General features: G+C 52.6%; 17 protein-coding genes and 3 tRNA genes. 12 read left to right on the top strand and 8 right to left on the bottom strand.

The genetic code is table 11. The features are described 5' to 3' along the window. Positions 1–411: 411 nt before the first annotated feature. Genes GWK77_02640 through GWK77_02630 form a run of 3 tightly spaced genes read right to left on the bottom strand, consistent with a single transcriptional unit; the run spans position 412 to position 3081 of the window. Positions 412–1254: an alpha/beta fold hydrolase gene (locus GWK77_02640; GenBank protein QHU93062.1), complete on the bottom strand. Its 843-nt coding sequence runs from the start codon at positions 1252–1254 to the stop codon at positions 412–414. Positions 1255–1278: 24 nt separating this feature from the next. Continuing rightward, positions 1279–2022, bottom strand: a complete 744-nt coding sequence (locus GWK77_02635; GenBank protein QHU93061.1) for a slipin family protein — start codon at positions 2020–2022, stop codon at positions 1279–1281. Between the two features lie 24 nt (positions 2023–2046). After that, on the bottom strand, positions 2047–3081 hold the full coding sequence (locus GWK77_02630; GenBank protein ID QHU93060.1) for a D-alanine--D-alanine ligase: 1035 nt from the start codon (positions 3079–3081) through the stop codon (positions 2047–2049). 62 nt (positions 3082–3143) lie between these two features. Here GWK77_02630 and GWK77_02625 point away from each other — a divergent pair, with 62 nt between their 5' ends. Both GWK77_02625 and GWK77_02620 read left to right on the top strand, forming a co-directional pair. Next, positions 3144–3986, top strand: coding sequence for a hypothetical protein (locus GWK77_02625; protein QHU93059.1), 843 nt, complete (start codon positions 3144–3146; stop codon positions 3984–3986). A 29-nt stretch (positions 3987–4015) separates the two neighbouring features. Beyond that, the gene (locus GWK77_02620) at positions 4016–5161 is read left to right on the top strand and encodes an AAA family ATPase (protein QHU93418.1); all 1146 of its coding nucleotides are present in this window, start codon (positions 4016–4018) and stop codon (positions 5159–5161) included. Between the two features lies 1 nt (position 5162). Here the strand turns inward: GWK77_02620 and treF are convergent, their stop codons facing one another. The 5 genes from treF to GWK77_02595 all read right to left on the bottom strand — a co-directional run bounded on the left by treF (position 5163) and on the right by GWK77_02595 (position 10902). Then, a complete protein-coding gene (gene treF, locus GWK77_02615) occupies positions 5163–6761 on the bottom strand; it encodes an alpha,alpha-trehalase TreF (protein QHU93058.1) in 1599 nt (532 codons plus the stop codon). A 92-nt stretch (positions 6762–6853) separates the two neighbouring features. Further along, positions 6854–8677: a translational GTPase TypA gene (gene typA / locus GWK77_02610; GenBank protein QHU93057.1), complete on the bottom strand. Its 1824-nt coding sequence runs from the start codon at positions 8675–8677 to the stop codon at positions 6854–6856. Between the two features lie 116 nt (positions 8678–8793). Next, positions 8794–9378, bottom strand: a complete 585-nt coding sequence (locus GWK77_02605) for an oligoribonuclease (protein QHU93056.1) — start codon at positions 9376–9378, stop codon at positions 8794–8796. Between the two features lie 1348 nt (positions 9379–10726). Continuing rightward, positions 10727–10803: transfer RNA gene (locus tag GWK77_02600), tRNA-Val, on the bottom strand. 14 nt (positions 10804–10817) lie between these two features. After that, positions 10818–10902: transfer RNA gene (locus tag GWK77_02595), tRNA-Leu, on the bottom strand. Positions 10903–11041: 139 nt separating this feature from the next. On the opposite strand from GWK77_02595, the gene GWK77_02590 reads away from it, so the two are divergent. The 10 genes from GWK77_02590 (at position 11042) to GWK77_02545 (ending at position 20627) form a co-directional block, all read left to right on the top strand. Further along, a complete protein-coding gene (locus GWK77_02590) occupies positions 11042–12646 on the top strand; it encodes an FAD-binding protein (protein QHU93055.1) in 1605 nt (534 codons plus the stop codon). A 60-nt stretch (positions 12647–12706) separates the two neighbouring features. Continuing rightward, positions 12707–12793 (top strand) — tRNA-Leu (locus tag GWK77_02585). Between the two features lie 124 nt (positions 12794–12917). Next, on the top strand, positions 12918–14348 hold the full coding sequence (locus GWK77_02580) for an aldehyde dehydrogenase family protein (protein QHU93054.1): 1431 nt from the start codon (positions 12918–12920) through the stop codon (positions 14346–14348). Between the two features lie 91 nt (positions 14349–14439). After that, positions 14440–14787, top strand: coding sequence for a VOC family protein (locus tag GWK77_02575; GenBank protein QHU93053.1), 348 nt, complete (start codon positions 14440–14442; stop codon positions 14785–14787). A 94-nt stretch (positions 14788–14881) separates the two neighbouring features. Next, positions 14882–15160 carry a DUF1905 domain-containing protein gene (locus tag GWK77_02570; GenBank protein QHU93052.1) on the top strand — a complete coding sequence of 93 codons (279 nt, stop codon included), beginning with the start codon at positions 14882–14884 and terminating at the stop codon, positions 15158–15160. 83 nt (positions 15161–15243) lie between these two features. Then, positions 15244–15771: a TrmH family RNA methyltransferase gene (locus GWK77_02565; protein ID QHU93051.1), complete on the top strand. Its 528-nt coding sequence runs from the start codon at positions 15244–15246 to the stop codon at positions 15769–15771. Positions 15772–15840: 69 nt separating this feature from the next. Next, positions 15841–17178 (top strand): histidine--tRNA ligase, encoded by a 1338-nt coding sequence (locus GWK77_02560; GenBank protein ID QHU93050.1) that lies wholly within the window; start codon positions 15841–15843, stop codon positions 17176–17178. A 26-nt stretch (positions 17179–17204) separates the two neighbouring features. After that, entirely contained in the window at positions 17205–18491 is a 1287-nt protein-coding gene (gene tig, locus GWK77_02555) for a trigger factor (GenBank protein QHU93049.1), read from the top strand. Between the two features lie 98 nt (positions 18492–18589). Further along, positions 18590–19972, top strand: a complete 1383-nt coding sequence (locus GWK77_02550; protein QHU93048.1) for a twin-arginine translocation signal domain-containing protein — start codon at positions 18590–18592, stop codon at positions 19970–19972. A 55-nt stretch (positions 19973–20027) separates the two neighbouring features. Continuing rightward, on the top strand, positions 20028–20627 hold the full coding sequence (locus GWK77_02545; protein ID QHU93047.1) for an ATP-dependent Clp protease proteolytic subunit: 600 nt from the start codon (positions 20028–20030) through the stop codon (positions 20625–20627). The last annotated feature ends 21 nt before the right edge of the window (positions 20628–20648 follow it).

The following is a 20648-nucleotide window of genomic DNA, read 5'->3' as shown; positions in this document are numbered from 1 at the left end:
CTTACGTTTTACTGCTCTTAGATAGTTTATTTATGATGACTTAGCTTTTTTGGGCTATATCTAGTATCTTGCGCCACAACTTTCGTGATTTATTAAGACTTGCTTGTAATGCAGTCTTATCTTCGGTCGAACCAAACTCTAACATATTTGTAATATTATGACACTGCCAAGCCATTATTTTCAAGTAGCGGTAGCCACTTTGAATACATAGTCTGCTGATCGTGTATATCTATCGTATCACCTCACCACCTCACCACCTCTGCAACATCTCAACAGGCGTCCGCAGCTGTATGCCTAAGTGTATCCTTTCGTTGCTCGACCAGCCCCCCGAAATGTCGCGACCGCCTCGTGCAACGAAGAAGCCAGGCAATCGCTGAACTTGGCAGAATAATGATTTAAGCGGCGCCCTTATCACTTTGAAGCGAGAAACTCATCGAGCGTATTTTCAACTTCCATCCACCTAGGACTCAGCCACATCACGTGCGATTCGGTATTATTGATGGAAAGCACGGCGTGCTTGATCTGCTTCGCGGTGTGAAGCGGATGGTCGAGCGGAACCGAACCATCATACTTACTATGCAGTATAAGCGTCGGTTGTGTGATAGTTTCGGGATTACCCTTCATCAAACGCCGACTAATGTCATTCATGAACCCACTGCCAGAGCGAAATTGCATAAACATCGACGCGATTGCATCGATAGACGACGGCGGGTAGCTAGCAAGCACGTCACGCGCGTCCAATGTCGTGAGTTGTTGAAACAAATAACTGACTATTTTTCGCGACCATCTGCGGAGCAGCCAGCGCATCACTGCCCACGTTGCATGTTCGAGCACAGGATTAAACGCGATACGGGCTGCCATACGAGTACTTTGACTAGGCCATTTCTTGAAACTCACCGCGCTCATCAGGACGAGTTTATCAACGCTGTCGGGGTGAAGCTCGGCGAACCGCATCGCCGCTCTGCCGCCAGCCGATATGCCGACCAGGATGACACGCTCAATCCCGAGCTGCTCTAGCAACTCGTTTGTCGCCTGTTCGAACTCGCCATAGGTTTCGCTAAGCGCCGTATCTGTCCCACCATAGCCGGGTCGGCTGACGCTGAGGATTGAATAGCCGCGACTAACGAAGTAATCCTCACCCGTACGCATGGCGGCAGTCGTGTGACCGCCGTTCAAAATGAGAACCGTTAACGAGCCGTGCATGTCATGTCGATATTCGATCGTACCGCGGGACGTTTGAAGCAGCTCCATCATGTGCAATCAACCGTGCGAGGCGTGCTATTTCTTACCGCCGCGAATTGCGTCAATCAGTTCAATCGGGAAGAGCATCATCGTCTTTTGTGATGGTTCGGTGGAGATGCGCTCCAGTGTGTTCAGGGTGCGCAGGTTAATCGCGCCTTGGGTTTTTGCCAGGATCTCGGCGGCTTGCGCCAATGTTTCGGCAGCAGCTTTTTCACCGTCGGCGTTGATGATGTTGGCGCGGCGCTCACGCTCGGCTTCGGCCTGCTTGGCCATGGCACGCTTCATATCACCCGGAAGTTCGATGTTCTGAATCTTGACATTCTCAACATCGATACCCCATTTGTCAGTCTCGGCGTCAACAATTTCTTTAATCTGCTGTGAAATCTCCTCCCGTTTGGCGAGCAGATCGTCCATATCGACGTTACCGGTGACGTCGCGCAGGGCAGCCTGGGCAAATTGGCTGGTGGCATAAATGTAGTTGGTCGTCTCCAGCACTGCCTTTGGCGCGTTAATCACTCGGAAGTAGACCACCGCGTCAACGCCGACAGTGACGTTGTCTTTGGTGATGACTTCTTGTTTCGGCACATCAATTGGCGTGGAACGCACATCCACCATCATCATCGTCTGAAAAATCGGTACCACCACCCTTAGGCCTGGCTCGCGTACGCCAGTAAATTTACCCAGCGTCAATACTACGCCGCGCTGGTATTGGTTGACTACCCTAATGCCGCTCAGTACAAACATCAGTACGATGACTAAAATTACTGCTACTATTTCCATATTGACCTCCTGTTTATAAGGAAATTATACGCCACGTATAGAGCGGCTGGCAAGCGCCTCCTTGATCAGCTCGTCAACCAGCGCCTGTGGGCTGAGGCCCGAAGCTTCCCAGAGCTTCGGATACATACTGATGTTGGTGAAGCCGGGGATGCTATTAATCTCGTTGAGAAAAATCTGGCCCGTCGGATCAAGGAAAAAGTCAACTCGTGCCATGCCGTGTCCACCGGTTGCGCGGTAGGCAGTCAGTGCGAGGCGCTGTAGTTCTACCGTCACTGACTCGTCAACCTCCGCGGGGATAACAACGCGTGAGGTGCTAGCGGTGCTGTACTTATCGTCGTAGCTATAAAACTCTTCGCCAGGAAGAATCTCACCAGGTACGCTGACGCGGGCAGATGTGCCGTAGCCGAGGACAGCCAGCTCAAGCTCGCGGGCGGTGATCGCTTGTTCGATCAACACGGTGTTGTCGTGGCGAAAGGCTTCGTCAAGCGCGGTGGTGAATGCTTCGGCCGAGTGGACTTTGTTGACACCGACGGACGAGCCAGCACGGGATGGCTTGATAAAAACAGGCGTACCAAGCTCATCAGCTATCTCGGCGAAGGTCGGTTGCGGCGCATCACTTGCTAGCGTGCGCCACGGCACAACCGGAACGTGAGCGCCGAGCGCCAGCCGCTTGGTCATGTCTTTGTCCATGGTGACAGCCGCCGAAAGGAGACTTGGGCCGACATAGGGAATATGAAGTAGCTGCGCCAGACCTTGCACGCTGCCGTCCTCGCCATTTTTGCCGTGAAGCACCGGAATTATCACGTCAATCGGCAGCGGGTCAACACCGTCGATGAGCAGCGACCGCTGGCCGAGTTGTGGCATTAAGTGTGGGCTTGGTTGGTCGCGTGCCTCGATCGTCTCGACGAGCCGCCACTGACCAACACGGTCGATGTAGCATAGGTTAATGTCGTAGCGTGCTGTGTCCAGTGCCGCCAGCACATTAGTAGCGGAACTGATCGAGACCTCGTGCTCGGATGACTCGCCGCCAAGTATGAGGAGAACGCGTAATCTATCCATTATCCCAGTATAGCGCACTATGCCCTGACGAGGCGAATTTCTGGGCGTGATATAATGAAACGATGATGGCGGAGAATGAAAGAAATAGGAGAAATAGATCACTGTCACCTGAGGTCATCGGTGGTAGTGGCCCAATGACTGGGTGCAGCGGGCGTGAGGTTGTCGGTAATATTAGTGTAGTCGCCGGCATGTTGACAGCCCTATCTGGTGAGGTGTGGCATAATGTGTTACCAGAAGCTGGTCAGCAGGCGACATTTTTTGGTGGTATAGCGGTGGCGATAGGGGGGTTGTGTCAGATATCTCAGGCTGTCCGATTGCGCGAGTATAGCGAGCGTGAGCCTGAGTTCCTTAGGGGGGCAGTCGACAATCTGCCGCCACTAGTCGATACCATCAAAGATAGCAGCGAGCGGCTAGATGAGCTGCTTAGGGAGCTCGACCAAAAGCTATTGGCGTGTGAGATGGCGGTTAAAACTGGTCGTACATCGGCCATACCGCTCACCACTGATGAGGCGGAACGTCATGCGGCACTTGTGCGACTGACCAGTCACTGTTCTGGTGGTGCTGGTCTGGTCAATGGAGCAGCGGCGCGGGTTTTACACTGGGCTGGCTGTGCGTTACCGCCGGAAATGACGGCAGCCGGGCAGCGTTGGTCTCGTCGCAAGGATGGTCAATCAGAGGCAGACAGCGTACATCAAACGACACTTGCAATGCTTGATCAGTGTGCACCGCTAGATGGAATGACATGGCGAGAATACGTGACCTCGCCGGAGTTTACTATCGTCTGTGAAAGCGCTCAGCAGATTGATCGAGGGTTACGTCTGCAGACAAAACCGCTCGGGCGGCGACCGGCCGATTGTTTCTCACGCTTTTCACAGTACCATCCGCGAGAGGATGCCAGGTGGTGATAGACGGGCGACAACCCCTGGCCGAACAGATGCGGCCACAAAAATTGGATGAGGTGATTGGGCAGAGTCATTTGCTGGGCGAGGGCGAGTTACTTCGCCAGATTGTGAGGCGCGCTGAGCCGGTCAGTTTGATTTTGTGGGGGCCGCCGGGGACTGGCAAAACGACGCTGGCGCGAATTATCGCCCGCGAAGTCAATGCCGAATTTATTGAGCTGTCAGCGGTGACTAGCGGTAAGAAAGATGTCGAACGGGTAATTGAGCACGCTCGGCAGAACTGGAATTTGGGGCTGAGGACGATATTGTTTGTCGATGAGATCCACCGCTTCAACAAGGCGCAGCAGGATGCGTTTTTGCCGCACGTCGAGAGCGGGCTGATTACCTTGATTGGTGCGACGACCGAGAATCCGAGTTTTGAGGTGATCACGCCGCTGCTCAGCCGGACGCGAGTGCTGGTGCTCCAGCAACTGACCAAAGATGAAATTGTATTGGTGCTGAAGCGAGCGCTGAAGACTTTGAAACAAACCAAGCGGGTGTCACCCAAAGCTTTAGACTATCTGGCGGAACTGGCGGACGGCGATGCGCGGGTGGCTTTGGGTAATTTGGAATTGGCGTTAAGTTTTGGCGGGAAGGTCACGCCTGAGGTTGTCAAGGCAGCGGCTCAGCGGCGACTGCCGGGCTATGATAAAAAGGGCGATGCGCATTATGACGTCATCTCGGCGTTTATCAAATCACTGCGGGGCAGTGATGCGACAGCTGCGGCGTATTATTTGGCGCGCATGATTGACGCCGGTGAAGATCCAAAGTTCATTGCTCGGCGGATGGTTATCTTTGCGTCAGAAGACATTGGACTGGCCGGTAACGGCGCGTTGAGTCTGGCAGTTGCTACCTTTGAGGCGGTGGAGCGCGTTGGGCTGCCTGAAGCCAAATATAATCTATTCCATTGCGCCATCGCCCTGGCGCGCAGCCAGAAATCGCGCGAAATTACTGATTTGATGAATGAGGCTTTTTCTCTGGCGCACAAGTACCCGAACTCGCCGGTGCCGCTGCATCTTCGTAACGCTCCGACCAAGCTCATGAAAGATCTAGGTTATAACAAAGATTACAAATGGCAAGCTGGCTTCCAGCACAAAAAAGGATTTTTGCCAGAAGCCATTCCGCGTCCGACCAAGAATTAGCTTACCTTGGGCAGCGCTCATCAAACCGATCATACAGCGCCGCGTACACGCCATTGGTCCAGCCAAAGCCGTCTTGCAACGGATATTCACCACCGCCACCAATGCGTGACTCGCTATCAACGTCATATTTCTCGATCATCTTGCCCTGATCAGCAAAGACGCGCTCGGTCGAAGCCAGCCAGCGCTTTCTAATTTCTTCCGCTAGCTCGTCAAGTCCGTATCGCTTCAAACCGCAAACCGCCACCCACTGCAGCGGCGCCCAGCCATTTGGCGCGTCCCATTGCTGACCATTGTCAACCAGCGTCATCCGCAGTCCACCATCGCGCAAAAACTCGCGTTCTAATTTCTCGGCCACGCGCTTGGCTTGTTTCTTGGTGGCGATACCGCTGTAGAGCGGGAAGACGCCGGCCAGCGTGGCGTGGCTCGTCTGATGACCGGTGCGGAAATTATAATCATAGAAAAAGCCGTCGGTTTCATTCCAACAGTGCTGGCGGATGCTCTCGGCGCGGCGCTCAGCCAAGCGAATAAAGCGTTTCTTAAGCGGCGCCTGACGCAGTACGCCGTAACAATGGGCGATCGTCATCTCTAGTTCGTACAATAAACAATTCAGGTCAATCGGCACGAGGTCAGTCGTTTGAATCGTTTCAATGTCGTGCGGATCGCCAAACCAGCGTGAACTAAAATCCCAGCCACTCTCAGCCCCAGCCCGCAGGTCGAGATAGACCTTGGCCTTGTTGGCGGAGCGGCTGTTCCTGGCGGTTTCGATATCTTCGCGGCGACTTTCTGGGCGCGGCGTGGCCTTGTCGTCGTAGTAGCGATTGAGCACCTGGCCATCAGGCATGGCTACCACGCGGTTGGTAGCCATAAAGTCGATGCTCGAAAGCTTGCGCTGGCCTTTCATCCAGAACTTGTATTCGGCCAGTAGTGAGGGAAAGTACTCGAGATAAGTCAAGCTTGGGGCACGCCGGCCGGGTTTGCTGGCGAGGAGCTTGACCATCGCTGCAAAAAACGGCGGCTGGCTGCGACTGAGAAAGTACGTCCGATTAGCAGTCGGGATGAAACCAAAGCGCTGAATCATGTATACATAATTTTTCATCATGCCGTCGATCAGCTTCCACTTGCCGTCCACCGCCAGACCCAGCATGATAAAATACGTATCCCAGTAAAATTGCTCAGCAAATCGACCGCCCGGCACCACGTAATCATGCGGCAGGGCGATCAGCGAACCCTTCGACTTGTGGGCGCGGCGGATGAGCAGCGGCCAGAGATTGGTGACGTGCTGTCTGGCAGAGTCTGCCTGGACAAAGCTCACCTTTTTGACCGGCGATTCAAATTCATAAAAATGTAGCTTCACAAATTCATCCAGCCGAAAGTTGGGATCACGTCGGGCCAGGCGATACTCCTGGAGGATGCGGGTGGCGCGCTTTCGCGGTACGAGATCGACGAAAGTTTTACCATCGGCAAACACGCGGTGTGACTGCACCTCATGAAACAACTGCCCGAGCTTTTCGTCGGGATCTTTGCGGTCGATCGGTGTGATGCGCTGGGCGGTGCGTGCTAACGTGCGCTTGATAATTGTTGTGGTTTTTTTGGGAAGCATATGGTTAAGTATAGCGTGTTACCGTGGGATAATCTATAGTAACGTTAAGTTTCTTATGTATTTTGTCAATCGGGAGTTTGTCGGGGTGGGGTCTACCGTTTGGCGGCGCGCTTTCGCTCATTAGCGTCGAGGTAGCGTTTGCGCAGGCGCAGGGATTTTGGCGTCACTTCCAACAGTTCGTCGTCCTCGATAAAGTCGATACATTGCTCCAGACTAAACTGCGTAAATGGCGTCAACTGTACCGTGCCATCGGACGATTTGGAACGCATGTTGGTCAGGTGTTTAGCCTTGCAAACGTTAATCTCAATGTCTTCTTGGCGGTTATAAATACCGACGATCATACCGGCGTAGACTTCCGTGCCAGGTCCGACCAAGAGTTCACCGCGCGCCTCGGCCGCCTGTAGTGCATACGGTGTGGTAGTGCCAGCTTCAAAGGCGATGAGTACGCCGCTGCGGGTTTTTGGCAATTTGCCGCCCAGCGGTTGATAGCCGTACGGCAGGGAATTCATGATTACGGTGCCTTTGGTAGCGGTCAACAGTACGTTGCGTAGACCGATCAACGCTCTCGTCGGCAGCACGTAGGTCATGCGGGTAACGCCGCTGGCGGTGGTTTCTTGCGATTTCATTTCAGCGTGGCGCGCACCCAACTCCTGGCTGATTGCGCCGATGAATTCACTGCTAATTTCGATTTGTAGTTCTTCAATTGGCTCTTTTTCGACACCGTCCTCAGTGATGGTGACCACTTGCGGACGGCCGACTTCAAACTCAAAGCCTTCGCGCCGCATGGTCTCGATCAAGACGCTCAGGTGCAGCTCGCCGCGGCCAGACACCGTAAAGCCGATGCCGTTTTCTTCAACGCGCAGCGCCACGTTGGTTTCCAGCTCTCGCCGCAATCGGTCGCCAATTTGCCGCGAGGTGGTAAATTCGCCCTCGCGACCTTTCATCGGGCTAGTGTTTGGGCCGAGGTACATGCTCAGCGTCGGCGCTTCAATGGCAATCGCCGGCAAGGCTTCGGGGTGTTCTTTATCAGCAATCGTATCGCCAATGTGCGCTTCAGCTACACCGACCAGTGCCACAATGTCGCCAGCAAACGCCTCCTCAAGCTCTTCGCGGTTCAGCCCGCGGTAGCCAAAAACTTTCTCAATTCGCGCTGAGCCCGACACTTCGCCCTGTTTCATCAGGCTAACCGCCAGGCCGCGCTTGACCGACCCGCGAGCGATCCGCCCGATGGCATATTTACCCTGAAAGGTGTCGTACTGCAGGCTGGTCACCAGCATCTGGAAGCCGCCATCAGCCGTGACGCTCGGCGCTGGGATATCGTTGATAATCGCTTCAAAAATTGGTGTGAGATCGGCGTCTTCAGTCGGGTCAGCAGGAATCTCCCGCCACGCCTTGCCATCGCGCCCAACGGCATAATAAATCGGATATTGAAGTTGAGCATCATCAGTCGCTAGCTCCAAAAATAGATCGCTCAGCTCGTCTTCAACCTCGGCAATTCGCCGGGCAGGTTTGTCAATTTTATTGATCACCACCACCGGCTTCAAGCCCAGTTCTAGCGCCTTGCTCAACACGAACTTCGTCTGTGGCATCGGCCCTTCCTGTGCATCAACGATCAACAGCACACCGTCCGCCATCTGCAGTGTCCGCTCGACCTCGCCCGAAAAATCGGCGTGCCCCGGCGTGTCGATGATGTTGATCTTATAATCACCGTAAAAAATCGAGGTCTGTTTGGCGGTGATGGTGATACCGCGTTCGTGCTCCTGATCGCCCGAATCCATGATCAATTCTTGGCTCATCTCGGCCTGATTGTCGCGGAATGTGCGCGACTGTTTGAGCAGCCCATCAACCATGGTCGTCTTGCCGTGATCGACGTGGGCAATAATGGCAATATTTCGAATCTTGCTAGCGTCCTTCATAAAAATATGGTCTGGGATTAATAACAGACCTTCCTTTGGTGACTAATTGTAGCACATATGGGCGGGGATGAGAAGGTTGGCTAGCTGAATTATCAGTGGTCGTACCTGTCTTTTATCTAAGCATCGTGTGGCATTTCTCGCGGCATAAACCGCTCTTTGTACTTCCCAGCTAGCAGGATTGCCTCCCTCACATCGCCGAGTGCACGATGATTGTGGCGGCTGGTTCGTCGATATCGCCCCTGGCTCGTCCAAGCATCGGCCATTTCTTCAGCACAACGCACGTCAAGTTGCCGGAATCCCAAACGCTCGTACAGCGCGGGCATGCACTTTGCGAGGATCTCGCGATCGCATTGCAGATAGTAGCCGCAGTGAATTAAAACAGCGTCATTTGCGGTTTGCTGTAGCCAATTGAGCGCTTGCTTTTCGAGTGCGGCCTCGTTATATTTTGACGCGGAGACATCGTTCAGTAGGCCATTTTGCGTGTGCATATCGACAACTGATTCAGGCATAGAATGCCCAGAGAAGTCGTTGGGCTTGCAGGCCAAAGAAAACGGCTCGCCAATTTGCTCCAACTGGCGGTTGGTAATAATCGCAGCAACTTCGAGTATCCGCGCTGTATCAACATCGGTCGTCGTATACTCCAAATCCATCCAGACAAAGAGGCCGGGTGGAAGTGGGTCGTATTCGGTGTTAGTGTTCATGGTAATAGTATAACACTGGATTACGTTTGTGGTGGAGATGGAGGAGTCTCTAGGACTGTTACTGTGTGACAGACAGGTATACTCAAATGGTAGTAACCTCTTAAGTAACTCCTATTAATCAACTACTAAGGTCTGCTCGATCACTTAGTTTCTGGCGGGTCGATCCTGATGGCTTCAAAAAACTTACGACTCACCTTACGTCGATTCACCCCAGGTCGACGTTGAATAACGCGAATCATGTCTGCGCCAAGCTCTGGACCAAACCGAGCTAGCAAAGCACCCTCTGGATCTGATCGTTGAAGCCTGATGTTTCTGGCTACTCCTCTGCAGGAAATTCTCATGTAGACGTCGCGATCTGGCGTTGCATCAAAGACTGTTACTTTCATGTCGCCCTTTGAATATACTGACCCGCCTTACTCTGCGGCTGCTGATCTTCCAGCCACTCTTGCTCTGATGATTTGTGGCAATGAACGCCATTGTTTCTCCATACTGCTTTTTAATATAGCACAGGTATTCAAAAATTAGTAGGATAGGCTGGATTTGACCCACTCCACAGAGATGGTATCATATGACTATGCGGGGGATGCTCTCTGGGGGTGTGTAATCTCGAAGACCCTGATTGATAAAACGGTTACATTGTAGCACTAGGCTGATCATGAGTGTAGTTAATAGAATTCAATGCACGAAATGTACGCGACTATGGTCTGATGTTAACGCAGACCTTCCTCTTAAATATGAAATTTTACCATGAGTGAGAGAAAATAAAAAGAGTAGGGGGAATTGTATTTAATAAATGGTCACAGATTGTTTATCAAGCTGATCTTCGGAAAAATGCATTAATCTGGTCTTGTCGTCGGTCCTATGTAAAATATCTGGATTTTCCATCACTATACCTAGGGCTTGAATTGCCATCTTAATGCGTATCGGGTCTATGCCCAGTCTTTGATGAGCTAATTCTGGTACTCTTTTGTTTCTTGTTTCAGCTATTAGCAGGGTGGGGCAATCAGGTATACTGTCAGATGGAGGTATACATATTCCATAGGCGGGCTCTACTCGCGTGAAATAGTTTGGAGCTACATTGTCTCGGCTAGAGTCTTGCATAATGCTAACTCCCCAGCCCTCACGCTCTGATATTAGAAGACCATTGTTTTTCTTGAGATAGTCACAATATATATCCGTATGATGGTTTTTAGGAGACACTATTATGTGCCCTATTGGCTCTCCGTCGGGCGATAGCTTTCGTGAAAATATAACCAAACCAGATGGATGAGGTTCGGTTTCCATTTCTATGTCAAGATGGGTCGATGTAACGTAGAAAGATTCCATATTTATTCATATCAATATTAACTGGTGGGAAATACAGGGCTCGAACCTGTGACCTCACGAATGTGAATCGTGCGCTCTAGCCAACTGAGCTAATCTCCCATAAAATAAAACCTTGGTGCGGATGAAAGGACTTGAACCTTCACGCCGTGAGGCACATGCTCCTAAGGCATGCGTGTCTACCAATTCCACCACATCCGCATAGCTACTTGCCAAGGAGGTGCGTCATGTTGTCAGGCGCCTCCGCCCCTTAATTATACACAACCCGTCGCCCTCGAGCAATACACTTTACGCCCCACCTCGACCGTGCTATCATGAAACTAACAGAAAAAGGGGGACTATGAATAAGGTTGCGACGTATTTGAATGAACATCTGACGGGTGAAGTGGTGACGCATGACGGTGCTTTGGCGGATGTGCAGCGGGACGGGAGCGTGCTTGCGCGCCGGCCGGAGCTGATCGCACGAGTAGCAGATACGAGTGATGTGCGCAAGATTTTGCGGTTTTGTTCGCAGCTAGCGGAGAAGGGCCACGTCTTGCCGGTGTATGCGCGCGGATGCGGCACAGACAGTACGGGCGCGGCGATTGGGCGTGGCATCGCCATCGACATGTCGGCACATATGCATAACGTCGTCGGGATTGATACCAAGCAGCAGCTGATCCACCTCCAGTCGGGTATTTCTCATAGAGCGGCGCAAGCGGTGCTGTCAACGCATAAGGGTTTGGGCCTGCCAGAGATTTCATTGACGGGCGAAGACGGCACGATTGGCGGCGCAATTAGTACTGAAGCGGCTGGCATGCTGTCCTCAGCGTACGGTCTATTGAGTCAGTCGATTCACCAGATGGAGGTTGTCCTATCAAGTGGCGATATTGTGCAGACCGGCCGGCTGTCGAAACGCGAGCTGAGCAAAAAGAAAGGTCTGGCAACATTTGAGGGCGAACTGTACCGGCAGCTGGATAATTTGATAACGGATAATGAAGCGCTGATCGCTCGGATTGATGCTAGCGCGCCAGAGATGACTGGCTTTTCGACCATCGCTCAGGTGCGGCAGCGCGACGGCTCGTTTGACCTCACGCCGCTGTTTGTCGGTGCTCAAGGTAGCCTCGGCATCATCGGCGAGCTAATCATGAAAGCTGACTTCATCCATCCGGAATTGACCGTGGTGAGCGCCGCGTATAGTTCGATGAATGCAGCGCAGGCGGCGGTCGACACGGCCCTGCAAGCGGGCGCCTCGACGGTCGAGCTGATCGACGGGCGACTCTTTTCGCGGGCGGCGGCCCAAGGCAAAAAACTAGCGTGGGCGCCGAAAGAATGCTATCGCGGTGGCGTGGTAGTGGCGCTCTTTCACGCATTTTCAGACCGAGCGCGTAGTAAGGCCGCCAAGAAGTTACTGCGCGCGCTTCGCGGTGGTACGGCAGCAAAGGTTGAGCTACGCGACATGGAAATGAAAGAGGCGTTTACGCTGCATTCAGTGCTGACTCTGGCGGAGCATCCCGCGGATGAGCATGGTATCGTGCCGCAGGTATTCTCTGGGATGTGGCTGCCGGGCGTGCAGCTGGATGGCTTTATCAAGTCGATGCGCGCACTCGAGAAAGAGTATGGCGTGGCCATGCCGCTGTTTATCGACGCGACGACTGGCATGATCAATAGCTATCCGGTGTTCTCGAGTAAAAAGGTCAGTGACCGCCAACGTATCCTCAAACTCTGCTCGGACATGGTGCGGATCGTGACTAGCCACGAAGGGTCGTTCGCGGGATTTGGTGGCGAGGGCCGGCTCAAGGCTGCCTTTGTCCAGCCAACACTCACGCCCGAGGAGCGTGATCTATATGCAAAAATCAAGCACATCTTTGATCCAAAGGGCATCCTCGCGCTAGGTATCAAGACTGCTGTGCCGATGAAGCAGCTGGCAGAAGAGTTAAATGCTTGGTGCCGACTGGCGGGCTGAAACGGCTAGGCAAACTCCTTGCGGCGGGGCGGCTAGTCGTGTATAATACTCGTTAGTCACGCGGATGTGGCGGAATTGGTAGACGCGCTAGCTTCAGGTGCTAGTGTACGCAAGTACGTGAAGGTTCAAGTCCTTTCATCCGCACCAGAAATCATCACCGGCTTCGGCTGGTTTTTTGATGCATCAAGTTTCATCGCATTGACGTTGCTTGTAGTGGTGATGCTATACTGTAGTGCATAGAAGGGATTACACTCTACTAAGCGAGAGACTAATGAAGACAACAAAAGACCTCATTTCAAAGAACCCCGCTACCAATGAACCAATCTGGTCTGGTAGTGTTGCCAATGACGCTGCAATCGCACAGGCTGTTTCTATTGCAACACACGCACAGCATATATGGGAGACGACACCGCTTGATGCACGCAAGGATATTATCCGTGCTTTTGCCGACCAAGTAACGATACATAGCGAAGATGCTGCACGTATTATTTCGCAAGACAATGGCAAGCCACTCTGGGAAGCACGCACTGAAGTCAAATCACTTGGTAATAAAGTACAGGCGGTCTTTGACGCCTATGACCAACGGGCTCAGACAGTTACGAAACAAGTCAATGGACGCCAGTCGGTGACGCGCTATCGGCCTCACGGTGCTATGGCAGTGCTGGGGCCGTACAACTTCCCAATGAGCATGCCAAATAGCCATGTCATGCCTGCCTTGCTCGCTGGCAATACCGTGATTTTCAAGCCAAGCGAGAAAGTACCGTATGCCGGTGAGTACTACGCGCAACTCTGGCAACAGGCTGGACTACCGGATGGGGTGCTTCAGATTATTCATGGCGATGGAGACGTAGCGCAAAAGCTCATTGCGCACCCTCAGATAAACGGCGTTCTTTTCATCGGTAGTCGAGCGGCTGGCGTATCGATCGAAAAGCAGCTTGCCGGTGCACCAGACAAGATCTGCGCCCTCGAAATGGGTGGCAACAGCCCGCTTGTCATTTGGGACTATGATGATATACGCCTCGCAGTGCACATTGCGCTGCAGTCCGGCTATATTTCAAGCGGCCAACGCTGCTCATCGGCGCGGCGGCTTATCGTCAATAAAGCGGTTGCAGACGAATTTATTCCTGCGCTTCGTCAAGCGGTTGAAAGCATCGTTGTTGGTTGCCAATTTGACACCAATCCAACGCCCTTCATGGGTCCGTTGGTTGACCATGAGGCTGTTCGTCATTTCTTTGATAAGTACCATGCTGCCGTCTCAGCTGGCGCACATGTTCTTGTTCCTGCTGAACCGATACCAACACTTGGCGACAACTTTGTCAGTCCTGGGTTGATCGATGTCACCGGCGTGTCATTGCCAGATGAAGAGATCTTTGGGCCGCTTCTTCAGGTGTCAACAGTGCAGACGCTGGCTGAAGCAATCACCCAAGCAAACGCAACACAATTTGGTCTTGCTGCTGGTATCGTCACTCGTGAGCGTGCACAATACGAAGTATTCTACCAGCAAACAAAGGCAGGCATCATTAACTGGAACCAGCCACTGACTGGCGCAACGACTGCGGCGCCATTTGGTGGAGCGAAGGCTAGTGGCAACTACCGATCGGCTGGCTTCCTGTCAGTTGACTACTGCTCATACCCATGCGCGTCAATTGAGGATGAGGCGCCGGTGGTACCATCGACCTTGCCGGCAGGAGTAACATACTAAGACGATTGCGCATAACAATTACACTTATTACAGTACAATGTCGTATGTTTTTTCAGTGTATGTCTAACGGAGAAAATGATATACTACTTACATGAGTAAGGTAAATAATCACATCGACTACATAGAGTTTCCGGCAAAGAGCATGAAGGAATTGAACGCAGTAAAAGACTTCTTTACCGAAGTATTTGGTTGGTCGTACCAACAATGGGGCGATGACTATGCGGACACAAACGACAGTGGCGTGGGTAGTGGTATCAATGCCGAGGATCCAGCAACGGCTCCGCTTCCAGTGATCTATGTTTCGGATATTCAGGCGGTCTATGATAGGGTGAAGGCGGCTGGCGCTACGATTACGAAAGAGATATTTGATTTTCCTGGCGGTAAGCGCTTTCATTTTCAAGACCCAGCGGGCAATGAGCTTGCTGTTTGGTCGGAGTAATTTGATATGGATAAAAATGGTGGAATTGGAAAGACAAAAGATAGGACTATGAAACGTTCGCAGTAGTTAACACAGCAGAGGGGGTAAAATAGCCATGGCAAAACCATACACATTTAAATCCGAGGTGCGCTTGTTTCCGCAGGCTGGCGGCTGGTATTATGTTGCTGCGCCTCAAGAATTCACTGACGAACTCAAGCCGCTCGCGGTGAGGGGTTTAGTGGCGGTGAAGGCGACGGTCGGCGGCTCATCATGGCAGACGTCGCTACTGCCAATGGGCGATGGTTCGCAGTTTTTGGCGCTGCCCGCGAAAGTCCGCCAGAAAGAGCAGATCACCATCGGCGATGTGATCGAGGTGTCGTTTGTTGTGAGATAGTGTGGAAGCTTGAGTGTGAGCCGCATTCCTCATGATGATGAGATTTTTGTCTCTTTTTCCTGACGTTTGCTACAATAACAGAGATGGAAGATACGCGAAATGTGATTGACAAATTCAAAGGTCGGAGCGAAGCGGAGATTGTGAAGGAGCTGGACGCCAAGGATCACGGCTTGGTGATCGCTCTGGAGAACACCGAACGGGACTTTAATATGGGAACGATTGTCAGGAGCGCCAATGCGTTTGGTGTGCGGCAGATTTACGTCATCGGCAGGCGGCAATGGAACAAGCGCGGCGCCATGATGACGGATAAATATCTGCACGTACATTATGTCGGTTCGACAGCGGAGTTTGTCGAGTTAATGCGGGCTGAGGGCAGGATAATTATTGCGATTGACAATATCCCGGGCAGCGTCAATATGGCGGAGACGACATTGCCAAAGCATGCGGTGTTGGTGTTTGGTCAGGAAGGGCCGGGGATTTCCGAGGAAATGGCGCAGGCAGCAGATAAAATTGTCGCCATCGAGCAATTCGGCTCGACCCGCTCCATCAACGTCGGCGCGGCAGCGACCGTGGCGATGTATTGCTGGCTGCAGCAGCATGTGCTCGGTTGATATGCTCCAACCCCTCACCCGCCTTTATTATTGAAAAATTCGCCCCACTATGCCACAATAAAAGCAACCATGAGCAATTTATCAACTCAGAGTTACAAGGGCGCGCGCGATTATTTCCCGGAGGACAAGCGCCTGCAAAACTATATTTTCAAGGTGTGGCACACCACGGCGCAGAGTTTTGGGTACGAGGAGTACGGTGCACCCTTGCTCGAGCCGCTGGATATTTATACCGCCAAGTCGGGGCAGGAGTTAGCGGGCGAGCAGACGTACTTGTTCACCGATCGCGGCGGTCGACAGGTAGCAATTCGCCCAGAGATGACGCCGTCGATTTCCCGCATGGTGGCCAGTCGGCGTCAGGAATTACCCATGCCGGCCCGGCTCTATTCTATCGCTAATTTTATGCGTTACGAACGGCCGCAGCGCGGGCGGGAACGCGAGTTTTGGCAATTAAACGCCGACCTGTTTGGTGCGGAAGGGCCGTGGGCGGACGCGGAGATTATCGAGTTTGGCTACCATAGCATCATGAACTTTGGCGCGCGCGAAGACATGTTTACGGTGCGGGTGAATAATCGCCAGCTGATCAATCAGTTGATGAGTGGGTTTCTCGGCCTCGACGTGATCGGTGCTCAGATGATGACGCGGCTACTTGATCGAAAGAATAAGATTTCGCCGGAAGCTTTCCGCGAGCAAGCCATCGAGATTTTCGGCTCAGAAGAAGCCAAAGCGGGCCTGCCGAAGTTGGCGCAGCTAATCAGCATGCGCAGTGTCGATGATCTACCAGAGGAGCTGGCAGATAGTCCGAGTGTCCAGCAGCTTCGCCAGGTGATGACGCTGCTTCGCCAAAAGGGTATTGGTAACGCTATGTTTGACGTGACGCTGATGCGCGGGCTGGATTATTATACCGGTACGGTGTTTGAGTTTTTTGATAATTCACCGGAGAATAATCGAGCGCTATTCGGTGGCGGGCGTTATGATGGGCTGGTCGGACTATTTGGTGTCGAGCCGGTCGCCACAGTCGGCGTGGGGCTCGGTGCGACGACCATGCAACAGTTCCTCGAGGTGCACGAGTTACTACCAAAACTAACGACGCATACTGACGTGTATATCATCGCGGTGGATCCGGCGCTACTGGAGGGGGCCGATGCTCTAGCGCGGACGCTGCGCAGCGAGGGGGTGCGGGCCGAGTTAGATTTCAGCGGGCGTAAGTTAGACAAGCAGCTGAAAACTGCGCTCAAAAAGAACATCCCATTCGTAGCGTTTGTCGGCGAAGAAGAAGTCGCTTCGGGTGTCTACACGATCAAAAACCTCATCGAGTCAACCGAACAAAAAGTCAGCCTCGAGCGAATGATCAGCGTGGTCAAAGATCGGCGCTACGACGGCGATGACGACGCGGCGTTTGAGATTTAGTGCCACCCCTGTTATAATAAGTAGTTATGAAGACTACCGTAAAGAAACTATCAGATACCAACGTTTGTTTGACAATTACGCTCGGAGCGGACGAGCTAAATGCAGCCGAGCAGGTGGCGCTGACCAAGATGGCGCGCGACCTCAAGGTGCCGGGATTTCGTAAGGGTAAAGTGCCGGTCAGCGTGGCTGCTAAGCACGTCAATCCAATGGCGCTCCAGGAGCAGGTACTCGACAACGCCCTGTCCAAGGCGGTGGCTGAGGCCTTTATGAATGAGAAGCTCCAGGCGCTGGAACGGCCGAGCGTTGAGGTCAAGAAATTTGTCCCCAATCAAGAAGTCGAGTTCACCGCCGAGGCGACCGTTGTGCCGCCGGTCAAATTAGGTGATTACAAAAAGCTCAAGGCCAAGCCTCAGGCTGTCAAGGTTGAGGCCAAGGACGTCGACGAAATCATCGAGCGAATGCAGCAGAATTTTGTCGATAAAGCCGAGGTCAAGCGTGCGGCTCAAGAAGGTGATGAGGCGATCATTGACTTTGTTGGCAAGAAAGACGGCGTGGCGTTTGACGGTGGTTCGGCCAAGGACTTTGCCCTGAAACTGGGTGGCGGTCAGTTTATCCCCGGCTTTGAAGAGGGCGTAGTTGGCCACAAGGCCGGCGAGACATTTGATCTCGACCTCGAATTTCCGAAGGATTACCACGCTGAAAATCTAGCTGGTGCTAAGGTGGTATTTAGCGTAACGCTGCATAAAGTAAATGAGCTAAGGCTACCGGAACTCAATGATGAATTTGCCGCTAAATGTGGCCCGTTCACCGACGTCAAAGAACTCAAGGCCGACATCAAGCGCGAGATTACCGCGCAAAAAGAGCGCGAGGCCAAGGAAAAACTCAAGGATGAGCTGGTGGCGGAATTGGCGGATGGCTCCAAGGTGGCGCTGCCAGAGCTATTAATCGACGATCAGCTGCGGTCAATTGAACAAGATCTGATGCAGAATTTGTCATATCGAGGCCTGACAATGGACTCGTACCTAAAGACGCAAGGCTTCAAGGATAAAGCCGATTGGCAGAAAAAAGAAGCTCGTCCGGCGGCCGAAAAGCGGGTCAAGGCTGGCTTGGTGCTGGCTGAGCTATCAAAGGAGCTGGGCGTAGAGGTTGGCCGCGAGGAGCTTGATAGGCAAATTTCCACCTTCAAGCAGCAATACGGCAAGGACGTTAAGCTGGCCGCGCGATTTGATGATCCGAACGTCCACCGTGACATCGCAAACCGGATGATCACCGACAAGACGATCGACAAGCTAGTTGAGCTGAATAGTAAATAGCGACGACATAGCAATAAAATAATCTGAAGCAGGGGATGGCAAAAGGGCCGCCCCTGTTTTATTGACAAACCTACAATTAGCTGGTATAATGACAAAATATGTGTGAATCCTCAAAGTCTGAGCGTCCAGAGTTGGAGTCTGGGCATTTCCAAGAGACAGACGGGAGCGGCAAGAAGGTTAGCCGTCGCAGTTTTTTGGGAGGTATGGCGCTTGGTGCTGGATGCTTGGGCGCTGGAACTCTTATCGGTGAGGCTATAAAAAATCTAGGATCAGAACAAGGTCAAAATATACCGATACAGCGCAATAACGAGCGAAAAGCTCCGCCGCTGGGCTCGCTAAGTGTTGTCGTCGTGCAATTATTGCCAGAAAACGCCGAGCCGCATCAAGGCATTGAAAAAATTAGCTCTGGGGTACGAGATGCTCTTGGGCGTATCGCGCTAACGACTAGCCATCTATACCTTAATGTGCGGTTCACGCGGGATGGTCACTCGCCTGATACAACACGAATAACTGAGGACGGTAAACAACCTGCCTATGGTCAGCGTCTGCTTCAAGCGATTGGTCAGGCCCATGCTCGTAAAACGGAAAGTGATATGGCACTGGTTATCGTCGATTCTGCTGATACAGAAAAGGACTACTACGCTGGTCTAACCGTGTACGACGATAAACAGCCTCCAGTTGCATTTGTGCGCGACGTGGGTGGCGTGTCCATTGGTACGATTGCACACGAATTAGGACATATGCTTGCTCCAGAGGGTGTCAAGCGCGGTCTTGGTCATGCCTGGGCCCTGCAGTCGTGGGTAAGGCAAGATGGTGATAAGGAGGTAAAAGATTGGTGCCATAGTCCCCATGTTGCTCCTATTCAGGACATTATCGCCGCGGGGTATGGTCTGGAGAAGGATGACAGTGGAAAACCAAATCCCTATGCTTCACGATATAGCGTCATGGGAAATAGTGCATTATTTGATTCCATGGTAGATCCAACGATACCAATGTTCTCTTCCCCTGAGCTTGCCTTTCTCGATCCAACGCTGTCAATTCGCCATATCACAATGCCGTCAATGGGCACAGGCCAGATACCCATTAGCTACGGCGGGCCTGACCGAGCCGGTATTACTATAGACATCCCAGAGGATCATATACTACGCCAAATAGCTCCGAATGCAGATACACTTTTCATTGGCCCAATAGTCCGCTCAAAGCAGTGGAGTAACCCTATTGACCGGATGGGTGTCTTTGCGACATGGTCAGGAGGGCGTGATAGCGCCATATTAAATCCAAGTATATGGGATGAGAGTATTAAATATGGCGAGAATAGCTTTGAACACGTTGCGTATATTGATGAACAGCTCGGTATATTGGTCGCCGCTGGACAGCAATCGGGCCAGGTCTACGTCCGCTTAGTGCCGCTCCATACAGAGGAGGCTCAGGAGCTAATACGTGCGGGGCAAGAGCGGCTGCTAAAAAGTTTCAATATATAATGGATTGACAGGCTATTCTTTACAGCGGCGAGCTAAGCTTATATAATAACTGTGTATGAAGAAGACAACATCGTATCTCATCCCCACCGTCATCGAAAAGTCAGCCGATGGCGAGCGGGCGTTTGATATCTATTCACGACTTCTCAATGAGCGGATTATTTTCCTCGGCGAGGAGGTTAACGAGCATACTGCCAACAGCGTGGTGGCGCAGCTATTACACCTGGCGTACGTTGACCCGGGGGCAGACATTTCGCTCTACATCAACAGTCCGGGCGGCAGTGTCTATGATGGCATGGCGATATATGACACCATGAATTTTATCAAGCCGGACGTGGCGACGTATGGCATCGGCTTGCAGGCCAGCATGGGCGCGTTTCTACTCAGCTCTGGCGCCAAGGGCAAGCGGTTCTGCTTGCCGCACGCCAAGGTGATGATCCATCAGCCGTCAAGCGGCACGCGCGGCAAGGTGACCGACATGGAAATTGACCTGAAGGAAACGCTGGAGGTGAAGGAGATGCTGGCCAAAATTATGGCCAAAAACACCGGCCAGAGGCTCTCTAAAGTCAAGGCCGACATGGAGCGCGACTACTGGATGAGTTCTCAGGAGGCGGTGCAGTATGGGCTGGTGGATAAGGTGTTGAGCAAGCTGGCGTAGGCCGCAAGAAGTCTCGTGACC

This window comes from Candidatus Saccharibacteria bacterium oral taxon 488 (genome assembly GCA_010202645.1).
Taxonomy (GTDB): domain Bacteria; phylum Patescibacteriota; class Saccharimonadia; order Saccharimonadales; family Saccharimonadaceae; genus Nanosynbacter.
Note: the sequence above shows the minus strand (reverse complement) of the source record. Positions and strands in the feature narration are given on the sequence as shown.

Coding starts and splice junctions, on each gene's coding strand:
- GWK77_02640 (QHU93062.1), bottom strand. CDS start 1,254: ATGATGGAGCTGCTTCAAACGTCCCGCGGTACGATCGAATATCGACAT.
- GWK77_02635 (QHU93061.1), bottom strand. CDS start 2,022: ATGGAAATAGTAGCAGTAATTTTAGTCATCGTACTGATGTTTGTACTG.
- GWK77_02630 (QHU93060.1), bottom strand. CDS start 3,081: ATGGATAGATTACGCGTTCTCCTCATACTTGGCGGCGAGTCATCCGAG.
- GWK77_02625 (QHU93059.1), top strand. CDS start 3,144: ATGATGGCGGAGAATGAAAGAAATAGGAGAAATAGATCACTGTCACCT.
- GWK77_02620 (QHU93418.1), top strand. CDS start 4,016: ATGCGGCCACAAAAATTGGATGAGGTGATTGGGCAGAGTCATTTGCTG.
- treF (QHU93058.1), bottom strand. CDS start 6,761: ATGCTTCCCAAAAAAACCACAACAATTATCAAGCGCACGTTAGCACGC.
- typA (QHU93057.1), bottom strand. CDS start 8,677: ATGAAGGACGCTAGCAAGATTCGAAATATTGCCATTATTGCCCACGTC.
- GWK77_02605 (QHU93056.1), bottom strand. CDS start 9,378: ATGAACACTAACACCGAATACGACCCACTTCCACCCGGCCTCTTTGTC.
- GWK77_02590 (QHU93055.1), top strand. CDS start 11,042: ATGAATAAGGTTGCGACGTATTTGAATGAACATCTGACGGGTGAAGTG.
- GWK77_02580 (QHU93054.1), top strand. CDS start 12,918: ATGAAGACAACAAAAGACCTCATTTCAAAGAACCCCGCTACCAATGAA.
- GWK77_02575 (QHU93053.1), top strand. CDS start 14,440: ATGAGTAAGGTAAATAATCACATCGACTACATAGAGTTTCCGGCAAAG.
- GWK77_02570 (QHU93052.1), top strand. CDS start 14,882: ATGGCAAAACCATACACATTTAAATCCGAGGTGCGCTTGTTTCCGCAG.
- GWK77_02565 (QHU93051.1), top strand. CDS start 15,244: ATGGAAGATACGCGAAATGTGATTGACAAATTCAAAGGTCGGAGCGAA.
- GWK77_02560 (QHU93050.1), top strand. CDS start 15,841: ATGAGCAATTTATCAACTCAGAGTTACAAGGGCGCGCGCGATTATTTC.
- tig (QHU93049.1), top strand. CDS start 17,205: ATGAAGACTACCGTAAAGAAACTATCAGATACCAACGTTTGTTTGACA.
- GWK77_02550 (QHU93048.1), top strand. CDS start 18,590: ATGTGTGAATCCTCAAAGTCTGAGCGTCCAGAGTTGGAGTCTGGGCAT.
- GWK77_02545 (QHU93047.1), top strand. CDS start 20,028: ATGAAGAAGACAACATCGTATCTCATCCCCACCGTCATCGAAAAGTCA.